Here is a 19903-nt window from a genome sequence, read left to right on the forward strand (position 1 = left end):
CCGGCGCGGGCGGAGCCGCGCCGGCCCGCCGCCTCCCTCGCGCACGCACCTCGCGGCCGCCGAGGGCGGCCGCTCGGCGGCGCGCGCCTTCCGCACTGCCGAGGCTCTAGTTATAAATGGTCGGCGTCGGCCGCGGCGGAACCGGTCCGCGAACGATACGTTGATACGTCGACCGCCGGTAGCAGACGAGACGATGGACGACCGGACGCGCGAGTACCTGAAGGGGCGGTTCGGCGACTACTACCGCCGCGCCTCGCCGTCGCTCCCGCCGGACGCGAACCTGCGCGAGTGGGGCCACATCCCGTGGACGCCCGGCTCCGGGACGACGATGGTCCGCCACCAGTCGCTGTTCGACCTCGGCGACGTCGACACGTTCTTCGCGGACAACGCGCCCCGGCACGCCTACTTCTCGGCCGCGCGCTACGACGACCCCGGCGCCTCGACGATGTCGAAGAAGGGGTGGCGCTCCGCCGACCTGATCTTCGATCTCGACGCCGACCACCTCCCGGGAGTCGACCCCGAGACCACCTCGTACCCGGAGATGCTCGCGGAGTGCAAGGAGGCCCTCCTGCGGCTGCTCGACTTCCTCAACGACGACTTCGCCTTCGACGACCTCACCGTCGTCTTCTCCGGCGGGCGCGGCTACCACGTCCACGTCCGCGACGAGAGCGTGCGGGGGCTCGACAGCGAGGCGCGCCGAGAGATCGTCGACTACGTGCGCGCGATCGACCTCGACACGGAGGGCCTGATCCGGACGGTCTCCGAGCGCGGCACGACGAAGCGCGTGCTCCGCACCGAGGGCGAGTGGGGCGCCCGCGTCCACGAGGCGCTCGTCGAGTACGCCGACGACCTCCGCGACATGGACGAGGACGCGGCCCGCGAGCGCCTCATGGAGCTGGACGGGATCGGCGAAGGGCGCGCGGAGACGATCCTCGGCGCGTTCGACCGCAACCCGACCGCCGTCCGCGAGGGCAACGTCGAGGCCGGCGGCCCGGGCGTGCGCCGGCTCGTCTCCGCGCTGGCGTCGCGCGCGGCCGCGACCGACACCGCCCCGATCGACGAGCCGGTCACCACCGACACGCGGCGGCTCATCCGGCTTCCGGGGACGCTCCACGGCGGCTCCGGGCTCGTCGTCACGCCGATCGAGCGCGACGACCTCGCCGACTTCGACCCGCTTCGGGACGCGGTGCCGGACCGGTTCGTCGGCCGCGAGATCCGGATCGAGAGCGACGTCGATCGGACGGTAGAATTAAACGGCGAGCGCGTTAGAGTTGAATCCGGTAGAAACACCGTTCCCGAGTTCGCCGGGGTCTTCCTCATGGCCCGCGGCGAAGCCCGGAAGGCACCCGAACAATGAACCTCGACGAGCTCAGATCGGCCCAAGCGAAGGAACGCCGCAAGGACAGCCTCCAGCACCTGCGGGACTCCTTCTACGACGACGTGGCCGCCTACGTCGCCGACCTGCGCGCGGCCCGCGACCGCCGCGCCGAACAGGTCGACAAGCCGTTCTCCGACGACGACGTCCGCCGCCTCTCCGACGAGGTCGAGACGGCCGAGGAGGTCGCCGAGGCGCTGTACGAGCGCCGCGTCGGCAAGGTCGTCAAGCTCGCGTCGTTCGCCGCGGCCGACATGCCGGTCGACGCTGACGGCATGACGACCGAGGAGCGGAAGCTGTTCGACGACCTCGTCGACCGCATCGGTGAGAACAAATCGCGCGTGCTCGACGTGCTCTCCGGCGAGGTGTCGGTGGACCAGTCCGCGTCCGGATCGGCGTCCGGAACGGGGCCCGATCTCGAACCGGCGTCCGCGCCCGACGGTGCCCGGGCGGAGCGGGGGCCGACGGAGAGCGCCGCGCCCGACGCTCCCGAGGAGCCGGCGCCGCCCGCGCCGGACCCGGAGCCCGCCGATCGGTCGAACCCCATCGAACAGGCGGACGCGGCCGAAGACGAGTCTGGCGGGGTCGCCGACGCGCTCGCCGGCGCCATGGGCGGCGGGGACGACGAGGTCGCCGACGCGCTCGACGCGACGCCCGGCGAGACGGCGGAGTCGTCCGACCTGCCCCCGACCGACGCGCCGGAGCGCAACGCGAACGACGTCGCCGGCGACGGCGCCACCACCGACGGCGGCCCGACCGCGGTCCCGACGGAGCCCGCGCCTCCCGGAGCGCCCGGCGGCGACGGACGCGCGGCCGCGGACGACGTCGGTTCGACCGACGAAACGGGCGCGTCTCCCGGAGCCGAGTCGACCCGCGCGGCCGAGTCGGTCGACGACGACCGCGCGACCGTCCGTATCACCCGCGACATCGGCGCCATCTTCGGCGTCGACGAGCGGGAGTACGACCTCGCGAGCGAGGACGTCGTGACCCTCCCCGTCGAGAACGCGGCGCCCCTCGTCGAGCGGGACGCCGCGGAGCGGCTCGACTGACCCCCGTCGATGGGCGGTGACGCCGCGGCAGGTGTCTCGGACGCCGAGACGACCGCCCGAGTCCGGGCTCTCGGCGCGGCGGCGACGCTCCTCGCGCTCGGCGGCATCGCGGCCGCGGTCCTCCTCAACCCGACGTTCTCGTGGACGAGCGACGCGCTCTCCGACCTGGGGGTCCGCGATCCGAGCGCGCCCGTCTTCAATTGGGGGCTGATCTTCGGCGGCGCCGTCGGCGTCGGGTACGCGGTCGAACTCGGGCGGGCGCTCGGCGGTCGGACCGGCGCGCTCCGCGCGGCCGTCCTCGCGATCGCGATGGTCGCGATGGCCGGCGTCGGCGCCTTCGACCTCATGGAACCGCTCCACGGCCCGTCGGCGATCGGCTTCTACGGCCTCGTCACCGTCGCCTTCGCCGTCGACGGGGTCGTTCGGAGGGCGACCGCGACTGGGCGGGCGACCCTCGCGTTCGTCCCGGTCCACGTCGCGGTCTGGGCGACGTTCCTCGCGGGGTGGTGGCCGGTGACGGGGCTCGCACTGCCGGAGCTCCCGGGCGCGCTCGTGCTCGCGGCGTGGGTGTGGATCCTCGGGCCGGCGCCGGTCGTCGGAGCGGTCGCGGCACGGTTCGACGGCGTCGGGGGCGACGGTAGCACCGGAGGCAGCGAGACCGACGAGCACTAACGCCGCGGGCGGCTATCTATCGGCGATGGAGGTCGAGTTCCTCGGCGGCGCCCGCGAGGTCGGTCGGAGCGCGGTCCTCGTCGACGACGCGCTGCTCCTCGACTACGGCCTGTTGACCGCGGACCCCCCGCAGTACCCGGTCCGCGACCCCGAGCCCGACGCGGTCGTCGTCTCGCACGGGCACCTCGACCACGCCGGCGCGGTGCCGGCCCTGCTGAAGGGCGACCGGCGGCCGGCGGTCCACTGGACGCCGCCGACCGCGGACCTGACGCGAACGCTCGCGCGCGACACGCTCAAACTCCACGGCAACAGCCCGCTGTGTCCCTTCTCCGAGGAGCACGTCGCGCGGGTCGGCGAGGTCGAGGAGCGACACGCCTACCGAGAGCCGTTCCCCGTCGAGGCGGGGGGGACGGAGTACGAGGTGACGCTGTTCGACGCGGGACACATCCCGGGGTCCGCGCACGTGGTCGTCGACGACGGCGACGATCGACTGCTGTACACCGGCGACTTCCACACCGACGACCAGCGGCTCGTGTCGGGGACGACGGCGCGGCCCGACGCCGACGCCGTGATCTGCGAGTCGACGTACGCGGACGTGACCCACGAGGACCGCCGCGCGGTGGAGGACCGCTGGGCCGAGAGCACGGAGACGACGATCTGGGAGGGCGGGACCGTCGTCGCGCCGGCGTTCGCGATCGGGCGGACGCAGGAGATCATGCTCGTCGCCGAGGCGAACGGCCTCACCCCCTACGTCGACGGGATGGGGGTCGAGGTGACGCGTTTGGTCCGTCAGTATCCCGAGTTCCTGCGCGACCCCGAGGCGCTCCGCCGCGCCAAGGGCGCCGCGCGCTTCGTCACCGGCCGCGACGGCCAGCGCGAGCGGATCGCCGCCGACAACGAGCTGATAATCACCACGTCGGGGATGCTCGCGGGCGGTCCGGTCCACTCGTACCTCCCGAAGATCCGGGGCAGCCCGGCGAACCTCGTGACGCTGACGGGGTATCAGGTCGAGGGGACGCCGGGCCGCGAGCTCCAGGAACACGGGCGGCTCGAGATAAACGGCCAGGTGCGTCCCGTCAGCGCCAGGGTGGAGTCGTACGACTTCTCCGCGCACGCCGATCGCGAGGGACTGGAGTCGTTCCTCGAGTCGTACCGCGGCGCGCGGGTGCTGGTGAACCACGGCGACCGCTGCGAGGCGTTCGCCGAGGACCTCCGCGCGGACGGGTTCGACGCGAGCGCGCCCGAGATCGGGGAGCGGGTGGAGCTGTAGAAGCGGTCAGTCGTCGCTTTCGTCGACGACGGACGTGTTCGACACGGTCGCGGCGTCCAGCGGAACGTCGGTGAAGCGGACGCCGCGCCCCGCTTCGGGGTCAGCGTGTTGCTCTCCGTTCCATCCCGGGTGGAAGAACGCGACCCCTCGATCGGGGAGTTCGACGGCCGCGATCCGCTCGTTCGAGACGCCGGGAAGCTGCGACTGCACCGGCTTCGAGGTGTTCAGGCGGTCGACCGTCACGGACCGGATCGGTCCCTCGGGGCCGCCCTCGCCCGGATTCGCCGCCGTGAGCCAGACGGTCGCCTCGACGGTCGCGTTCCGCCCTTCCACGTCGACGAACGCGTTTCCGACGCCCGTGTACCGGACTCCCGTCACCGTCGGTCCCGTCGGCACGCAGGTCACGGTGTGGGTGCGGTCCAGCGAGACGCTGACCCCGCCGCCGTTCGCGTCGACCTCGAACGCGAGCGGGACCGCCTCTCGCTCCGGACAGCGCAGCGTGACGTCGACCGCGGCGGCGCTCCCCCGCTCCAGCGACGAGGGCGGCTCGACCGACTCGATCGTCGCGTCCGTCGCTCCGGGGTCCGCGATCGAGACGTCGACGTCGAACTCGCCGAGGTCGCCGCCGAACCGGTTCCGGTACTCGACGACCGGCACGGACTCGCCGTCGCGGACCTCGTCGGCGAGCGGCTCGTAGCCCAGGTACGCGCTCGCATCGTCCGTCACGTTGACCGCGAGCCCGCGGTCGGCCTCCATCGCGGTGAATCCCACGGTGCCGATCACCAGCCCGACGGCCGCCGCGAGTACGAGCACGAGGCTCAGCGTCCGGAGGGCGCTCGCGTCGGCCGTCGGCGTCCGGGCGGTCGCGCTCATGTGCCCTCGGAGAGCTCGGGCGGTTTCTCGGAGTTCCCGAGGCGCGCTCGGCGGCCGACGACGCGGTGGGCGGCGGCGGAGATCCCGAAGGCGGTGGCGGTGAACGCCCCCACGTCGATCGCGTCGAGCCCCGCGAACCCCGGCGTTCCGGTCGCGACGGCGGCGAGGAGCGAGACGGCGACGCCCGCGAGCCCGACGTAGTAGAGGCTCCACGGGATCTCCCGGCTGCGGAGGACCTCGACGTAGATGTCGAGTTCCTCCAGCTCGGGCGTCGGCTCGACGAGGTTCGCCTCCTCGTCGACCGTCACCACGTTCTTCTCCTCCAGCTTCGGGAGGTGCGTGCGCCGGAGCGTGCTGTACACGTTCCGGCGGTCCTCGTACCGGACCGCCTCCGGGTCGACGTCGCGCTCCCACGCGGTGACGTGCACGGAGAGCTCGGCGACGTCGATCGGCTCCTCCGCGCGCTTGAGCGCGTGGATGACGAAGCGGCGCCGCCTGTTCGACAGCACCTCGAAGACCTCGTCCTCGGACAGTTCACCTCCGTTTCGGCTCGATTCGTTCGTCGTGGCAGCGGTCGATGTCATCGATGTGAGCACCCTGGTTCCCCGCCGGCGGATCTCCCTCCTCGAACCGGCGATTTTCGCTTGTAACGTGTGCGAGATACTACCATAAATGAGTAGGATAGTTAACCTGTCAATGTCTGTTTTCTGTTAGGAACAGGCGATGATCGGCGGTCAGACGGGCGACACCTGAATCCGGTACGAACGTCCGACCGGATCTTCAGGGAGTCGTTGAACGTCTAATCCACTCCCTGAAGCGAATTAGGAGCTCTTTATCGATGTTTCGGGGCGACGCGCGACGGGCGACGAGGAGCGCCCGAAGCGCATCGAGCCGCGCGAGTCACGCAACGAGGAGTACATGCAAACATGTCGAGAATATCATAACGAAGTACCACCACCCGTATGGATTATCCGAGCGCTCCCGGCCCGGACGTCCGGGTTGCGGGGGTGCGCCAACACAGGTGAGATACGATATGGAACGACGCAAATTCGTGATCGGTCTTGGATCGCTCGCTGCCGGCGGGGCAGCTGCAACTGGTACCGGCGCGCTTAGTTCTACCGCAGCAGACCGGACGGCCACCGGTGAGATCGTGGCTGATGACGAGGCATACATTCGGCTTGTCCCCTACGGCGAAAACTCAGAGTTCGCCTCTCAGGAGAACGGACAGCTCGTTCTCAATTTCGGTGACGGAGGGGAAAACGCTCCGCTTAACAACCAGGGGAAATCTAACGGACTGGGCCTGAATGCCGACTCAGTCAACGAGTTTGACAGCGTGTTCCGGATTACCGCCAATGATAATGGCGGCGCCTTTGATGTTTGGGTCGAGAGTAACAGCGATCACCTGAGTTTCTATTGGAGTAATAAAAAGAGCGGCGCGGCGACAAAACAGAACTCGATCGAACTCGAAGCGGCCTCAGGTGCCAATACGAGCGTCAACGTCGGTGTGAGGATCGACCTCGATGACGTGGACCAGCCACAGACGGTCCTAAACGGGAACGATAACTTCACCATCCACGCGGAAGACGCGGACGAATAGCCAGTAGAACTGTCGGATCCGCTTCGCATTACACTTTTGAAGTTGTACGCTACATGCCGTGTATATCTCCTCGTTCGAGACCGACTCTCCGGGAACTTCCTGTGATTAAAACGGTGAAAAGGGGTTTCCTAGTCAAAATCACGCCATTTCTCACACCGCGCGCACTGAATTGACTGAGCGGTGCACTCCATCAAGTAGGGGCGAAAAAAGTGACCACCCGACGTCAAACGCGGACCGCTACGCCCCGCCGTCGGTGTACGCCCAGTCGTCGAGCACGCGCTCGGCGGTCGCGTCCGCCTCGGCCGGCGTGACCCGGTTGCCGGCGACGACCTCGTCGGCGAGGTCGCAGGCGAGGTCGTACACGGCCGCGCCGTCGGCGCGCTCGGCGACGCGCTCGAAGGTCGGCCGGTAGCCGGCGGCCGTCCGCTGTCCGGTCTCGTCGAGGGAGGCGTCGATCGCGTACTCGAGCTGACGGACCGCTTCTGCTGGTTCCATACACACGTGATCGCGTGCTTCGCACTTAAGTGTACTCGGATTCAGAATTGAGTTAATACTCTCGCGGCGACCGGGCCTCCGCGGCGGCGGAGCCGCGGGACCGGGGTCGTCGATCGACGTTTATAGGCGTCGTGGCGCCCCAGAACGTTCATGACCGACGCAGACGAGCGGGCGGCCGTCGCCGAGCGCGCGGCCCGGGCGGGCGGCCGCGTGGCGCACGACCACTTCCGGAGCGACATCGCCGTCGAGAGCAAGGGCGAGGACGACGTGGTGACGGAGGCCGACCGGGCCGCCCAGCGCACCGTGATCGAGTCGATCCGCGACTCGTTCCCGGACGACGCGTTCGTCGGCGAAGAGGAGGACGAGCGCAAGACCGTCCCCGACGAGGGCGCGTCGTGGGTGATCGACCCCATCGACGGCACGCACAACTACGTCCGGGACATCCGGATGTGGGGCACCGCGGTCGCGGCCGTCGTCGACGGCGAGCCCGTCGCGGCCGCCACGGTCTGCCCCGCGCTCGGCGACGTGTACACCGCCGACGGCGACGGGGCGTACCGCAACGGCGACCCGATCGCGGTCAACGACGTCGCCGACCCGCACCGGGCCGCCGTCAGCCCGACGCTGTGGTGGGACCACGACGCGCGCGACGAGTACGCCGCCGCCTGCGAGGCGATCGTCCGGCGGTTCGCCGACATGCGCCGGTTCGGCGCCGCGCAGGTCGTCCTCCCCACCGTCGCCGCGGGCGGGCTGGAAGGCGTCGTCTCGAACCTGCGGGCGAACCCCTGGGACTCGGTCGGCGGGGTCTTCATGATCCGACAGGCCGGCGGGCGCGTCACCGACCTGGAGGGGAACCGCTGGCGACACGACTCGACGGGGCTCGTCGCCTCGAACGGGAGCCTCCACGACGAGGTGCTCGCCGCCGCGCGCGAGATCGAGGATTTGGACTGAGGCCGGTTGCTTATAAATAATCGAAGCGGTGGCGCGCGCCTCCGAGCGGGCCGATGGCCCGCGAGGAGCGCGTGCGAGGGAGTCGGACCGGCGCGACCGCGCCGGTCCGACGAGGCTGGGGAGGCGTGAGGCTGCGGTGCGGGGTGGGACTCAAAGGGGCAGCCGGGAGGGCGAAGCACGGCGACGGAAGCACCGCAGGAACGAGCGCAGCGAGTGACGAGGAGCGCACCGAGCCGCGCGAACCCTCCCGGCTGGGGCTTTGGAGGTGTTCACCGGTGATCCAGTATCGATCACGTACAGCCGAGGGTTCAAATCCGACGCCGCCGAACGCCGCGACATGTACGCGGTCGTCGGCTGCAACGAGTGCGCGGCCATGTGGCTCCTCTCTGACCCCCGGACCAGCGACAGCGCGACCTGCCCGCGCTGCGGGAAGACGCACCGGACGGCGAAGCTCAAGCGGTTCTTCGAGTCTGAGGACCGGGCGGCGGCCCGCGAGGCCCGGGCCGCCCTGCTCGCGAAGAAGCGGGACGAGAGCGCGGCGTTCGCCGAGATCGACCACGTCTCGGAGCTCGAACGCGCCGTCGACGACGCCGGGGTCGGCGACCGGGAGTACCTCGAGGCGAGCGGGATCGACGCCGACGCCGTCGACGAGGCCGGCGCCCGCGCCGAGGGCGGCGGGTCGAGTTCGCGGACGCGGACCGAACTCGTCCGCGACGCGGTCGAGGCCGCCGCGGAGCCGACCGAGGAGAACGTCGTCGCGCACGCGAGCGAGCGCGGCGTCCCCGCCGAGACAGCCCGCGAGATCCTGACGAGGCTGACCCGACGGGGAGAGCTCTCCGAGTCGCGGGGCCGGTACAGGGTGGTGTGAACCGGCCGCGGCGGCGGTCGGCGACGCGGTCGAGCGGTCCGAACTCGACAAAGCACTTATATCGCCGGTTTGACGTTCGGCGTATGGACACGCGAACTGCCCTCCTGGCGGCCGCGGCCGCGGTGCTCGTCGTGAGCGCGGTCGGGGTCGTCGCCGCGCCGGACGCCCTCGACGATCCCCGCGAGGAGAACGAGCGCCCCGGCGACGTCCGTATCGCCGGCATCGTCGTGTCGCCGGGCGAGGTGCGCGGCGAGACGGCCGAACTCCGGCTCGGCGTCGACCTCCGGCACCGGGGGCCGGCCGTCGAGAACGTCACCGTGCGCCACCGCGCGATCGGCGCCGACTCGGGACTGCTCGTCGACGAGACGACGGTCGACGTCGGCGAGGTCGACGGCGGCGGCGAGCGGACGATCAACGGCTCCGTCGACGTGGAGCGCGCGGGCGGCTACCGGATCGAGACCGCCGTGTTCGCCGACGGCGAGCGCGTCGAGACGCGGACGACCCGCGTCGGCGGCGTGGCCGCGCTCACGCCCGACTACGCCGACACGCGGGTCGGATTCACCGACGGGAACGTCTGGCCGACGGTCGCGGTGAGCGTGCGCGAGGCGGACAACGCCACCGCGACGCTGTCGGTCTCGGTCTCGGTGACCAACCGCGGCGACGCGGCCTCCGACCCCCTCGATCTCCGGCTGTTGATGCGGCAGGCCGAGTCGAACGTGATCGCCGACGAGGCCCGGGAGACCGTCGGGTCGGTCCGGCCCGGCAGGACCGAAACGGTGACGACCACCGTCGAGGTGCCCGCGAACTACAACTACTACGTCGACGCCGCGCTGTGGAGCGACGACGTCCTCATCGACGAGACGCAGGGCGTCGCCAACCTGAACCCGCGAGAGACGATCGACGCCGACGAGAGCGTCGAGGAGGTGGAGTTCTCGGTGGAGGACTTCGCGGACGGCGGTGCGGGCGGCGACGACGGCGCCGACGGTGAGCGGCCCCGCGACGACGGGAGCACCGACGACGGCACGCCGGGCTTCGGCCCGGTCGCCGCGCTCGCCGCGCTCCTCGCGGCGGCGCTGTACGCCCGGAGGCGACCATGACCGACGACGAGCGCCCCGGCCCGGCGGAGGGCGAACGGACGACCGAATTCGACGACGACCGACCCGCGACCGACCGCGACGACGACCGACCCGCGACTCAACCCATGACCGACACCGACGACGACACGACCGAACCGGGCGAACCGATCGCGGCAGCCGGATCGAGCGACGAGGGGATCGGGCGGCTTCCGACCGAGCGCCTCCGCGGGATCCTCGACCGCGTCGGCCTCGCGGCGCTCGTGCTCCTGGCGCTGATCGCCGGGTGGGGCTTCTACAGCCAGACGGGCGTCGCGATCCGGACGTGGCTCGATTCGGCCTACCAGCCGATCGCGCTGGCGGCGTTCAACCTCGCGATACTCCTGATCGCGCTCGCCGGCGTGGCCCACCAGCTCTCGCGCATCCGGGCGAACGAGTAGTCGAGACGTCGGGCGGTCCCGGCTCGACGGGTCACGGGCCCGTCGCGCCCTACTCCTCCGGCAGGTCGTCCGTGCTGGCGGGGATCCGCTCCACCTGCCCCGCGAGCGTCGCCGCGTCGCCGGCGACAGTGGAGGCCTCGACGCCGGCCTCGTTCGCGACCAGTCGCACGTGCGCCGCGAGCAGCGCGAGCGCGCGGAGCCCCTCGCCCTCGGGGCCGTCGTCGGCCCGCTGCGCGAACGTCGTGTCGACCTCGCCGTCGCGGACGACGCCGACGTGAACCGCCTCGACGTCGTCGCCGTCGAGGAGCGCGCGGGCGCGGTCGAGTTCGGCGGCGAACGCGTCGCCGCCGGCGGTCTCGTCGCCGGCGGACGCGCCGTCGCCGGACGGGGTCCCGTCAGCGGGCGTCGTGTCGTCGCTCATGGAGGGACGTACGCGGAGCCGAGGCAAAAGCGCGGCGTTCGCGCACCCGTGAGCGCTGCCGAACGGGAGCGTCGAAGCGCGAAAAGCGGCGGCGCGCGGGGTGAGGCGTTACTCGTCGGGGCGCGGACGGGCGATGAACAGCGCCTCCTCGAGCGTGAACGGGTCGTACACCGACTGGTGGCAGACGCAGTAGGTCCCGTTCTCGGCGTCGTACCGGGCGGACTCCTCTAACACCTTGTAGTCGGGAATACAGCAGAAGTGCGTGCAGACGTTGAGGTACGCGATGAACCCCTGGTCGGTGGAGGCCTCGAGCCACTCGTCGTCGGAGTTCTCGACGGCCTCCTCGATCCGCGGCGAGCGGATGACGATCGCGTTCAGGTTCGTCTCGGCGTCCTCGGACCGCCACGTGACCGAGGCCGGCTTCCCGACGCCGTCGTCGCCGATCCCGTTGCCCCACGTGTCGTAGTTTCCGAAGTCGTCGACGTGGATCTTATCGCCGGCCTCGTACGTCTCGTCCTGCCAGTCGTACTTCCCGGGGGCGGCGCGGAACAGGTTGTCCGACTCGAAGTCGGGCGCGATGTTCTCCTGGGACTCGACGCCGCAGTACTGGAACCACTCGCCGGAGTACGTCTTCCCGCCGAGGTCCTGCTGTGCGACCTGGATCTCCTGTCCCTCCTGCGTGACCGTCGTCGTCTCGGGCCAGATGCCCTCGATGTATCCGTCGTCGGTCACCTGCAGGGGAATCTGCGGGAGCCCGCGCGGCGCCGGACCGCCGGTCTTCGCGATCGTCGTCGCGACCGTCGAACCGCCGCCGACCCCACCGGCGGTGGTCAGCGTGTTCACGGTCGCCGACCCCATCGCCCCGACGCCCGCGAGGGCCGCGCCCCCGACGACGCCCTTGACGAAGCGCCGCCGGCCGGACTCGGCCGGATACTTGTCGGACTTACTCATACGCGAGGTTCGGGATGGATCGGTAAAAAGGGTGACGAACCGGCCACCGAAGCGGCGGATCGGTCGGCCCGACCCGAAGCGGCTCGTCCGGCCGAGCGGAATCGACCGATCCGAACCGATCCGCTCCCCCGAGTGTCGCGACGGACGACCGCTCGCCCGATCGGCGCACGATCGATCGGGATATTCACTCGGAGCCGAGGCAAACATTCGTTCAGACATCGCCTTTAACCCGCGGCGACGGGTGTAACTGTGGTATGGAGTTGCACAATCGAGACGTACGGACGGACGTCCGGGAGCTCGGCGCGCTCGTGGGGGACGTCCTCTCCGCACAGGCCTCCACGGAAGCGTACGAGACGGTGGAAGACCTCCGGAACGCGTCGATCCGATACCGCCGCGGCGACGCGGAGAGCCGGGCCGGGCTCCACGAGTCAGTCGACGGGCTCTCGTCGAACCGCGAGGAGATCGTCGCCCGCGCGTTCACCACCTACTTCGAACTGATCAACCTCGCCGAGGAGCGCGAGCGCGTCCGCGCCATTCGGAACGCCGACGACGAGGGCGCCCTCCACGACTCCTTCGAGGCCACCGTCGAGGAGTTCGCGGAGCAGGGAGTCGAACCCGAGGAGCTACGCGAGCTGCTGGAGGACGTGCTCATCGAGCCCACCTTCACCGCCCACCCGACCGAGGCCCGCCGGGCGACGGTGAAGGCGAAGCTCCGGTCGATCGCTAACCACCTTGAGGAGCTCGACGAGCGCAACCTCACCGAGCGTGAGCGAAACGCGATCTGGCGCGACGTCACCGCCGAGGTGACGAGCCTCTGGGGCACCCGACAGGTTCGCCAGCGCCGCCCGGAGCCCGAAGACGAGGCCCGAAACGTCGGCTGGTACCTGGAGAACACCCTCTTCGATGTCGTCGGCGACGCCTACGAGGAGTTCGAGGAAACCATTTCGAGCGAGTACGACGACATCGACTGTCCGAAGCTCTTCGAGTTCCGCTCGTGGGCGGGGTCGGACCGCGACGGCAACCCCTTCGTGACGCCCGAGGTCACCGACGAGACGCTCGAACGGCAGCGGTCGGTCGCCATCGAAAAGTACCGTGACCGGTGTAAGCGGCTCTCCGCCGTGTTGAGCCAAGACGGCGAACGGTACGCGATCGACGACCGGCTCACGGAGTCGCTCGCGGCCGACGCCGAGCGCTTCCCGACCGTCGTCGAGGAGGCCCGCGAGCGCTACCCCGACGAGCCGTACCGCCAGAAGCTCCGCCTGATGCGCGAGCGACTCGACCGCGTCGACGACGTGCGCCCCGGTGAGTACCCCGACGGCGACGCGTTCCTCGCCGACCTCGACGTCATCGCCGAGTCGCTCCGGGCCGACGGGCAGGACGCGGTCCGCGAGTCGTTCGTCGAGCCGCTCCGCCGACAGGTGGACACGTTCGGCTTCACGCTCGCCTCGCTCGACCTCCGCGACCACCGCGAGAACCACACCGAGGCCGTCGCCGAGGCGGTCGCCAGCGAGGGCGTCGACTACCGCGGGATGGACGAGGACGCGCGAGAGGAGTTCCTCACCGAAGCGATCCTCCAGGACGACCCCGTCGTCGACACCGACGAACCGGGCGACATCTCCGACACGACGGAGCGCGTGCTGGAGCGGTTCAGCGAGCTCGCCGAGTGGCAAGACGAGTACGGCCAGCAGGCGATCGACACCTACTGCATCTCGATGACGGAGGAGCCGAGCCACGTGCTGGAGGTCCTGTTCTTGGCCGACCAGGTCGGCGCCGTCTCGCTGCCGGACCACTGCGGGCTCGACGTCGTCCCACTGTTGGAGACCGAGTCCGCGCTCAACGGCGCCGAGCGCATCCTCGGGGCGCTGTTCGACAACGAGGCGTACGCGACCGCGCTGGAGGTTCGCGGGGACCTGCAGGAGGTGATGCTCGGTTACTCCGACTCCAACAAGGAGAACGGGTTCCTCGCCGCGAACTGGGACCTCTACGAGAACCAGCGCCGGATCGCGCGGTTCTGCCGCGAGGAGGACGTCACGCTCCGGCTGTTCCACGGGCGGGGCGGCTCCATCTCCCGCGGCGGCGGCCCGATGAACGAGGCGCTGCTCGCGCTGCCGAACGAGACCGTCACCGGACAGGTGAAGTTCACCGAGCAGGGCGAGGCGATCGCCGAGAAGTACGCCAACCCGCGGATCGCCGAGCGCGAGCTCGAGCAGATGCTCGACGCGCAGATCCGCGCCCGCCACGAGGCCAACGAGGAGCCCACGGAGGACGTCCCCGAGGCGTGGGTCGACGCGATGGAGACGATGGCGCCCGCGGCCCGCGAGACGTACCGCGACCTGCTGAACACCGACGGGTTCGTCTCCTACTTCGGACAGGCGACCCCCATCTCCGTCGTCGAGGACCTCAACCTCGGCTCGCGGCCCGCCTCTCGCTCCGGCGAACGCACCGTCGAAGACCTGCGCGCCATTCCGTGGGTGTTCTCGTGGACGCAGACGCGGCTCATCCTCCCCGGCTGGTACTCGCTCGCCTCCGGCATCGACGCTTACCTCGACGAGGTCGGCGAGGAGGCGGGGCTCGAAACGCTGCGCGAGATGTACGAGGAGTGGCCGTTCTTCCGCACGACCCTCGACAACGCCGGCCTCGCGCTCGCCCGCACGGAGCCGGAGATCGCCGCCGAGTACGCCGACCTCGCCGACGACGAGCTCCGCGAGCGCTTCTTCCCCGAGCTCATCGGCGAGTACGAGCGCGGGCGCGACCTCGTCTTGGCGATCAGCGGTCGCGACCAGCTCCTCCGCCGCGAGTGGCTCGAGGAGAGCCTCGACCGTCGGAACCCCTACGTCGACCCGCTGAACCTGCTGCAGGCGAACCTGCTCGGACGGACCCACCGGACGGAGGAAGAGGAGCGCACCCTCCGGCTCACCGTCAACGGTATCGCCGCCGGGATGAAGAACACGGGATAGGAGTGCTGGCCCGGGAGTGTCGTCCCCACACGACCCTCGCCGGAGTATTCATCCGGTGTGCTACGATAACAACGGTCCTCTACTCGTTCTTTTCGAGGTCGCGCAGGTCGGGGTGATCGTCGAGCGGTTCGGTCGGCACGGGGTCCGCGCCGCGGACGAGGGCCCGGCGGATCTGCATCCACTTCGCGTGTCGCACGAGGAACGTCACGGGGATCTCGTCGAGGTCTAGCGCGCGCGCAATCGAGTACCGGTGTTTCCCGCTCACGAGGAGGAGTTCGCCGGTCCGCCCGACGTCGACGACGATCTCGTTTTCCATAAAATGGAGGAACCCCTCCTCGCGCCGATTCGGCGGCGTCAGCTCCCGCTGACTGAGACAGCCGCGACGCCGCATACTGCGGTGGATCTCCTCGAGCCGGCGGCACCGTGCGAACACTTCCTCACGCGAGGAGCAATCTCGCTAGACGTACTCACGACCGTCGTCGAGGTAGTCGATAACACGTTGTACGAACCACGTGTCCTCCCACGGGACTCCGTCGACGAAGTGCGACTCAATCGCCTGATACAACAACCCCTGTTCGATCTGATCCGCGTAGAACAGATCCATCGGCGGCCCGCCGTGAGACGGCGTCTCGTCGTACGGCCGCCGGTCCCAGCTCCCGCCTTCAACCCGTCCAAACGACGCCGTGCGATCGTACCACGGCGGATACACTCGGGGAGTAAAGCGGTGGATTCGGCGGGGATCGACGTACTCGATTTTGAACTGGTCAGGAGCGGCCGCCCGGTCCTCGAAGTTTGTCGGCGAGAATCGTCGGAAGATTGCCGGCGCGACGGTCCAATAGAACGGTCGAGTGAGACGTCCACCGACCGGCGGGTCAGCAGTCCACTCCAGAGCCTTCTTACCGGTGAGCCGGAGTATGGTAATAAGATCATTAAGAGTGACGGTCATCAGAGCTGTGTATTATTACGATTCACGTATATCATTAGTATAATCTTATTAATACCTGCTGCCTGCCGCTCTCGCCGTGGCTGTGTCTAGAGATCACTCTATCACGGTCGATCTGTTTATCAATTCACGTCTAAGAGACCCATGACGCGTACCCGGGCACGACCGGTCTACATTAGACAACCGGCGATCAATTCTGGTAACAAGCGTATAAATAACGCGTACGAGAATCCGTTGTCGCACCGCTTAGTGATGTGTGGGATATGCCAGTTGTGAATCCCTTTATGTTGGAAATTTGAAATATGAGTCTTATTGAGGTTGCGCAGAGGTGTGGCTACGGAAGGATAGTTTCGCCGTCAAGCGAAACCAAGGCGTCACCTCTCAGTGAGAGCGCGCAGAGATTCCCAGTAAATCGGTACCGTTTGCTTCCGTCCGTGACTGCGCCCTCAGCGTTACATCCTGAAATACAGGCCTTCGCGTCCGATCGTGCGCCGATACCCGGCTCCAGATTTCCATCAACTGTGAACTCGTACGTGGAAGCGGTTCCCGCTCCGTCAATCAGTAAGCTATGCTCGTCACCGGATCCTCGACCGTGGTCTACGTCGGTGGCTCCCGCGGCCCGACCCGCTGAAAACATCGGTATCGCCGCCATAGCACCGAACCGTAAGTATTGCCGTCTTTCCATTTCATCGGTCGTTCGAGAGTCCGGTTGTAAGTCTCTATCGTGTACTGCCTCCTGTTTGTGTGCCATACTTGCGTTAATGTGTTCTTAATCGAAATAAGTGTTTTGTTTTTGGTATATTCATGCGAAAGAGAATATATGCGGAATCAGAATGTACATTTGGAGCTCAACTCGGAAGAGTGTGTATCCTGAGACTGGATCTACGGTCGGAAGGAATCGCTCGCGCTCCTGCGTTTTTTAGTATATCGGCTTAATCTCTGACAGGAGTGGACACAGCTGCGACACCGTGTGGTCTGATTTTTGAAACAGTCGGCGGTGGACAATCGGAACCGAATCTAATTTAAGACAATGATAGGACGTCGCTGAACTTCTCGATGTATTCAGTTTCAAAGGTTTCTGGAAATTGATGGCTTCTAAAAAGATGATCAATGTCGCCCTGGACGAATTAAACAAGTCATATCGGAAGGAAAATTTCGTCCAAGCGTCACAGAAACTTGTCCCTGAAGCGAGAGAGCAAGACTTTGTCAAAAGTTATGCTGGGGTTCGCGCACAACTTGTGACCAACGATAGGAAACTTGTCAAAGACCCCATGACGGTGTCTGGACCACTTCGCTACATGTGCTTAATGCTGTCTCCCCGGGACTAACATGCTCGCTACCTTACGGAGAACACGTCGCTGAACAGGCCGTTGAAGAAAATTAAATCTATCTTGACGCACAAGAGACGCGCTGTGCATCTTGCACGCGGATATTGACAACATTTGGACTGACAGAGCTTGCGAAGCTTTCTATGACAGGCTCGGTGATTGCAACGACGAGCCGGAGGCAGAGCGCAACGAATACCTCTGCTCGTGCGTGGACGCGGCCTCGGGCGCGGACGTGCCCGAGGCCGCAGTCTTTGACTGCATCGTTGGTTCGTTCGACTCCTGTCCGGTTGTTGTATGTCTCGTCCAATATAGATTGTTTCAGCTGAACGTCCTCGCTGTGTTCCTCAATTCGGTCTTCCCCTGTACTCGATGTATTTCGGGTCGTCAGTGTTTCGCGGATTATATGGAGCGATTGGCACGACCCCTGCGGCCAGCAGGTGGTCGTGCCAGTCGAGAATATCGTAGACGCTGTCTCCAAGCATCCAGATCGGTGTATCGACGGCGAGCGCGTCACGCGCATCGCCGTCTCCTGATCCGTTTGCTTGGTTTGTGTGAACTCCGCCGCTATCGAGATTTTTGCGCCAGTTGAGACGAGTGTACAGCCGAAGCCGTAGTAATACTCCTCGGCTGTTGGATCGTAGTTCCATGAGGCAGCGTCGTTGTGTTGGATCGCTTCGATGTGGGTCGAATCGATAGAGTACGTGGAGTCGAGCAGGCCGCGGGCAGCGTCCTGCTCGACGAGCCTGTCGAAGATATCGTCGATAACGTGTTCGAGATCGATGAGAAAGCGATCAATCGTGTCTCTATATGGCGGTTTGTCGAGTCCACAGTAGTACCAGACAAGGCTGTGCTGGAGTTCTCGTGTAACTGGACGAGTGCCGTAGACGTTCTCGTAGTAACAGTGCAGAAAGCCGCAAAAGAGGTCTCGTGGTTCGTGAACTCGTGTTTGTCCCCGCCTTGAGGGGGCGAACACGTCGTATTCCAGCAGAAACTCGAAATCGAGGTGTTCAAACAGCGGAACTGTCTCGGTAGCCGCGACATTCAAGAAGTCGTCTACCGAAGCTACGTCTTGCAGGGTTGCGCTTGTGTTGGACACACTTCGCGCACCCTGCTGCTTCGTACGTGACGCTTTCTATGACAGGCTCATCACCAACTACGAGCGAGGAAACGATCCGGGCTGTGAGAAGCTATGAGATGGATTCTATGACAGGCTCTGGTTGGGAATCCACCGCTCCTGAAGTTGCGTTCGGAAGGATGCAAGCAAAAGAAGATCTCTAAGGACGGTAATTATATAAGCGCTCTATACTTATCCGCGAGTTCTTTCACCCCTTGGTCAATAGTATAGGCTGTTTCGAATCCTTCATCGCTGATTTTCTCATCACTCACGATGTAAGAGAGTTGATTAAGTTGCTCAGCTTCAACATACTCGATCTCCACATTCGGGAAGTGACGTTCGATAGCGTCAACAACGTCTTGAAGCCGAGCATTTTGCCCGACAACATTGTATGCCTCTCCATCACCTAGATTTTCTGCTGCGAACATCATTGAGCAAACAGAATCTTGAATATGAAGATATGGGCGTTGCTGATTTTCGGCACCCTCATAAACAGTAAGAGGTTGACCAGTCGCAGCGAGATATGCGAACTTGTCAACGACGGTATCGAATCGCATTCCAGTTGACCAGCCATAAACAGTACCGAGACGAAGTCCGGTCAGATTTATTTTACCGTCATATCGATCAAACATTTCCTGTTCTGCTTCGAGTTTTGCTTCACCGTAGGGAGATTCAGGATCACATTCGAAGGCTTCATCAATTTTTTCTTCAGTTGTTCCATAAACCGAACAAGTGACGGCATTTACAAAATTATCAACATTCGCCTCACGAGCGGCGTCGAAAACGGTGAGTGCACCCTCATAATTAACATCCCAAGTTTTCTCTGGTATGTCGAATGTTTCAGGGGCGTTCGTAATAGCAGCCAAATGAAAAACGGTATCAACGTCATTCATAGCATCATGGACAACGTCTTCGTCACGAATGTCTCCCTCGACAAAACTGTACTCGGAGTATACTGGTAAATCCCACAGAGCGTGATAACGTGGTTGGCGGAGATTGTCGAGAATTCTAATTTCTTCTCCTGTAAACGCAGGGTGGTCAGGTAATTCACGGATGAGACGGGAACCGAGGTAGCCGAGGCCACCAGTTACTAGTACAGTCATTTTGGATTCGTATTATTGGTTGTCACTCGTGCAGTGGTTCTCTCCAATCAGTGTCGTTTCCTGCATCTTACGATATTCGAGTCCAGTCTCGATAAACAGTCTCCTCTCATGTTTAAACAGTTCTGGTTCCATTACTTTCAGACCACGAAGTGCACTGTTCGAAAACCTGAATTGCATGATTACGTCTGATCAATTGAATATGCAAATATAGTTATAAAGTTCCTACTGCTTTGTTGAATCCGATGACGGCGTCGGGGTCACTGTTTGAGAGCCTTTTCTGGGTTGTAGACTGCAGCGGTCAACACGAGCTCGCGGAACTCGCGGTACCATGCGCGAGGGTGGACAGCGGGGCCGAACCGACGCTTGATGGCCGAAAAGGCGGTCTCGACCATCCAGCGCTGACCGTATAAATCACTGTCCACCGGG

The 19903-nt window shown here is 65.9% G+C and carries 18 protein-coding genes and 2 pseudogenes; 10 read left to right on the plus strand and 10 right to left on the minus strand.

Translation table 11 applies throughout. The annotated features are described in order from the left end of the window. The first annotated feature begins 193 nt into the window (after positions 1-193). The 4 genes from priS to DJ75_RS13995 are packed head-to-tail and all read left to right on the plus strand — an operon-like array spanning position 194 to position 4366. Entirely contained in the window at positions 194-1357 is a 1164-nt protein-coding gene (gene priS, locus DJ75_RS13980; RefSeq protein WP_094525053.1) for a DNA primase small subunit PriS, read from the plus strand. Beyond that, entirely contained in the window at positions 1354-2424 is a 1071-nt protein-coding gene (locus DJ75_RS13985; RefSeq protein WP_094525054.1) for a hypothetical protein, read from the plus strand. Before priS ends, DJ75_RS13985 begins: the two co-directional genes overlap by 4 nt. A 9-nt stretch (positions 2425-2433) precedes the next feature. Further along, complete coding sequence (locus DJ75_RS13990) at positions 2434-3096, plus strand: DUF998 domain-containing protein (RefSeq protein ID WP_094525055.1); 663 nt, start codon at positions 2434-2436, stop codon at positions 3094-3096. 25 nt (positions 3097-3121) lie between these two features. Next, positions 3122-4366, plus strand: coding sequence for an MBL fold metallo-hydrolase (locus DJ75_RS13995; RefSeq protein WP_094525056.1), 1245 nt, complete (start codon positions 3122-3124; stop codon positions 4364-4366). A 6-nt stretch (positions 4367-4372) separates the two neighbouring features. On the opposite strand, the gene DJ75_RS14000 is transcribed toward DJ75_RS13995, so the two are convergent. Then, the gene (locus DJ75_RS14000) at positions 4373-5239 is read right to left on the minus strand and encodes a hypothetical protein (RefSeq protein ID WP_094525057.1); all 867 of its coding nucleotides are present in this window, start codon (positions 5237-5239) and stop codon (positions 4373-4375) included. Continuing rightward, positions 5236-5823, minus strand: a complete 588-nt coding sequence (locus tag DJ75_RS14005; protein WP_094525088.1) for a transcriptional regulator — start codon at positions 5821-5823, stop codon at positions 5236-5238. The genes DJ75_RS14000 and DJ75_RS14005 overlap by 4 nt, the downstream gene beginning before the upstream one ends. A 449-nt stretch (positions 5824-6272) precedes the next feature. Between DJ75_RS14005 and DJ75_RS14010 the strand changes: the two genes are divergently transcribed. Then, positions 6273-6836, plus strand: a complete 564-nt coding sequence (locus tag DJ75_RS14010; protein ID WP_176451459.1) for a DUF1102 domain-containing protein — start codon at positions 6273-6275, stop codon at positions 6834-6836. A 237-nt stretch (positions 6837-7073) separates the two neighbouring features. Here the strand turns inward: DJ75_RS14010 and DJ75_RS14015 are convergent, their stop codons facing one another. Then, entirely contained in the window at positions 7074-7331 is a 258-nt protein-coding gene (locus tag DJ75_RS14015) for a hypothetical protein (protein WP_094525059.1), read from the minus strand. Between the two features lie 150 nt (positions 7332-7481). On the opposite strand from DJ75_RS14015, the gene DJ75_RS14020 reads away from it, so the two are divergent. The 4 genes from DJ75_RS14020 to DJ75_RS14035 all read left to right on the plus strand — a co-directional run bounded on the left by DJ75_RS14020 (position 7482) and on the right by DJ75_RS14035 (position 10660). Beyond that, the gene (locus DJ75_RS14020; protein WP_094525060.1) at positions 7482-8279 is read left to right on the plus strand and encodes an inositol monophosphatase; all 798 of its coding nucleotides are present in this window, start codon (positions 7482-7484) and stop codon (positions 8277-8279) included. A gap of 337 nt (positions 8280-8616) precedes the next feature. Continuing rightward, entirely contained in the window at positions 8617-9147 is a 531-nt protein-coding gene (locus DJ75_RS14025; RefSeq protein ID WP_094525061.1) for a DUF5817 domain-containing protein, read from the plus strand. Between the two features lie 83 nt (positions 9148-9230). Next, positions 9231-10244 carry a PGF-CTERM sorting domain-containing protein gene (locus DJ75_RS14030; protein ID WP_094525062.1) on the plus strand — a complete coding sequence of 338 codons (1014 nt, stop codon included), beginning with the start codon at positions 9231-9233 and terminating at the stop codon, positions 10242-10244. Next, positions 10241-10660 carry a hypothetical protein gene (locus DJ75_RS14035; RefSeq protein ID WP_094525063.1) on the plus strand — a complete coding sequence of 140 codons (420 nt, stop codon included), beginning with the start codon at positions 10241-10243 and terminating at the stop codon, positions 10658-10660. Before DJ75_RS14030 ends, DJ75_RS14035 begins: the two co-directional genes overlap by 4 nt. 49 nt (positions 10661-10709) lie before the next feature. Here DJ75_RS14035 and DJ75_RS14040 read toward each other — a convergent pair whose 3' ends face one another. Both DJ75_RS14040 and DJ75_RS14045 read right to left on the minus strand, forming a co-directional pair. Then, positions 10710-11081, minus strand: a complete 372-nt coding sequence (locus DJ75_RS14040) for a hypothetical protein (RefSeq protein WP_094525064.1) — start codon at positions 11079-11081, stop codon at positions 10710-10712. 108 nt (positions 11082-11189) lie between these two features. Next, positions 11190-12032: a cytochrome B gene (locus DJ75_RS14045; RefSeq protein ID WP_094525065.1), complete on the minus strand. Its 843-nt coding sequence runs from the start codon at positions 12030-12032 to the stop codon at positions 11190-11192. A gap of 254 nt (positions 12033-12286) precedes the next feature. Between DJ75_RS14045 and ppc the strand changes: the two genes are divergently transcribed. Then, positions 12287-14989, plus strand: coding sequence for a phosphoenolpyruvate carboxylase (ppc, locus tag DJ75_RS14050; RefSeq protein ID WP_094525066.1), 2703 nt, complete (start codon positions 12287-12289; stop codon positions 14987-14989). A 79-nt stretch (positions 14990-15068) separates the two neighbouring features. Here the strand turns inward: ppc and DJ75_RS14055 are convergent, their stop codons facing one another. The 5 genes and pseudogenes from DJ75_RS14055 to DJ75_RS18345 form a co-directional block, all read right to left on the minus strand. Further along, the gene (locus DJ75_RS14055; protein ID WP_094525067.1) at positions 15069-15305 is read right to left on the minus strand and encodes a hypothetical protein; all 237 of its coding nucleotides are present in this window, start codon (positions 15303-15305) and stop codon (positions 15069-15071) included. 141 nt (positions 15306-15446) lie between these two features. Beyond that, positions 15447-15935, minus strand: coding sequence for a hypothetical protein (locus tag DJ75_RS14060; protein WP_094525068.1), 489 nt, complete (start codon positions 15933-15935; stop codon positions 15447-15449). A 1383-nt stretch (positions 15936-17318) separates the two neighbouring features. Continuing rightward, positions 17319-18356 (minus strand): annotated as a pseudogene (locus DJ75_RS14065) (transposase). A 191-nt stretch (positions 18357-18547) separates the two neighbouring features. Next, the gene (locus DJ75_RS14070; RefSeq protein WP_094525069.1) at positions 18548-19477 is read right to left on the minus strand and encodes an NAD(P)-dependent oxidoreductase; all 930 of its coding nucleotides are present in this window, start codon (positions 19475-19477) and stop codon (positions 18548-18550) included. A gap of 257 nt (positions 19478-19734) precedes the next feature. Continuing rightward, positions 19735-19899, minus strand: a pseudogene (locus DJ75_RS18345) (transposase); the annotation flags it as partial. Positions 19900-19903 lie beyond the last annotated feature (4 nt).

Source organism: Halorubrum sp. Eb13 (genome assembly GCF_002252895.1).
Taxonomy (GTDB): Archaea; Halobacteriota; Halobacteria; order Halobacteriales; family Haloferacaceae; genus Halorubrum.

Coding starts and splice junctions, on each gene's coding strand:
- priS (WP_094525053.1), top strand. CDS start 194: ATGGACGACCGGACGCGCGAGTACCTGAAGGGGCGGTTCGGCGACTAC.
- DJ75_RS13985 (WP_094525054.1), top strand. CDS start 1,354: ATGAACCTCGACGAGCTCAGATCGGCCCAAGCGAAGGAACGCCGCAAG.
- DJ75_RS14015 (WP_094525059.1), bottom strand. CDS start 7,331: ATGGAACCAGCAGAAGCGGTCCGTCAGCTCGAGTACGCGATCGACGCC.
- DJ75_RS14005 (WP_094525088.1), bottom strand. CDS start 5,823: ATGACATCGACCGCTGCCACGACGAACGAATCGAGCCGAAACGGAGGT.
- DJ75_RS14040 (WP_094525064.1), bottom strand. CDS start 11,081: ATGAGCGACGACACGACGCCCGCTGACGGGACCCCGTCCGGCGACGGC.
- DJ75_RS14010 (WP_176451459.1), top strand. CDS start 6,273: ATGGAACGACGCAAATTCGTGATCGGTCTTGGATCGCTCGCTGCCGGC.
- DJ75_RS14070 (WP_094525069.1), bottom strand. CDS start 19,477: ATGACTGTACTAGTAACTGGTGGCCTCGGCTACCTCGGTTCCCGTCTC.
- DJ75_RS14025 (WP_094525061.1), top strand. CDS start 8,617: ATGTACGCGGTCGTCGGCTGCAACGAGTGCGCGGCCATGTGGCTCCTC.
- DJ75_RS14045 (WP_094525065.1), bottom strand. CDS start 12,032: ATGAGTAAGTCCGACAAGTATCCGGCCGAGTCCGGCCGGCGGCGCTTC.
- DJ75_RS14055 (WP_094525067.1), bottom strand. CDS start 15,305: ATGGAAAACGAGATCGTCGTCGACGTCGGGCGGACCGGCGAACTCCTC.
- DJ75_RS14030 (WP_094525062.1), top strand. CDS start 9,231: ATGGACACGCGAACTGCCCTCCTGGCGGCCGCGGCCGCGGTGCTCGTC.
- ppc (WP_094525066.1), top strand. CDS start 12,287: ATGGAGTTGCACAATCGAGACGTACGGACGGACGTCCGGGAGCTCGGC.
- DJ75_RS13990 (WP_094525055.1), top strand. CDS start 2,434: ATGGGCGGTGACGCCGCGGCAGGTGTCTCGGACGCCGAGACGACCGCC.
- DJ75_RS13995 (WP_094525056.1), top strand. CDS start 3,122: ATGGAGGTCGAGTTCCTCGGCGGCGCCCGCGAGGTCGGTCGGAGCGCG.
- DJ75_RS14035 (WP_094525063.1), top strand. CDS start 10,241: ATGACCGACGACGAGCGCCCCGGCCCGGCGGAGGGCGAACGGACGACC.
- DJ75_RS14000 (WP_094525057.1), bottom strand. CDS start 5,239: ATGAGCGCGACCGCCCGGACGCCGACGGCCGACGCGAGCGCCCTCCGG.
- DJ75_RS14020 (WP_094525060.1), top strand. CDS start 7,482: ATGACCGACGCAGACGAGCGGGCGGCCGTCGCCGAGCGCGCGGCCCGG.
- DJ75_RS14060 (WP_094525068.1), bottom strand. CDS start 15,935: ATGACCGTCACTCTTAATGATCTTATTACCATACTCCGGCTCACCGGT.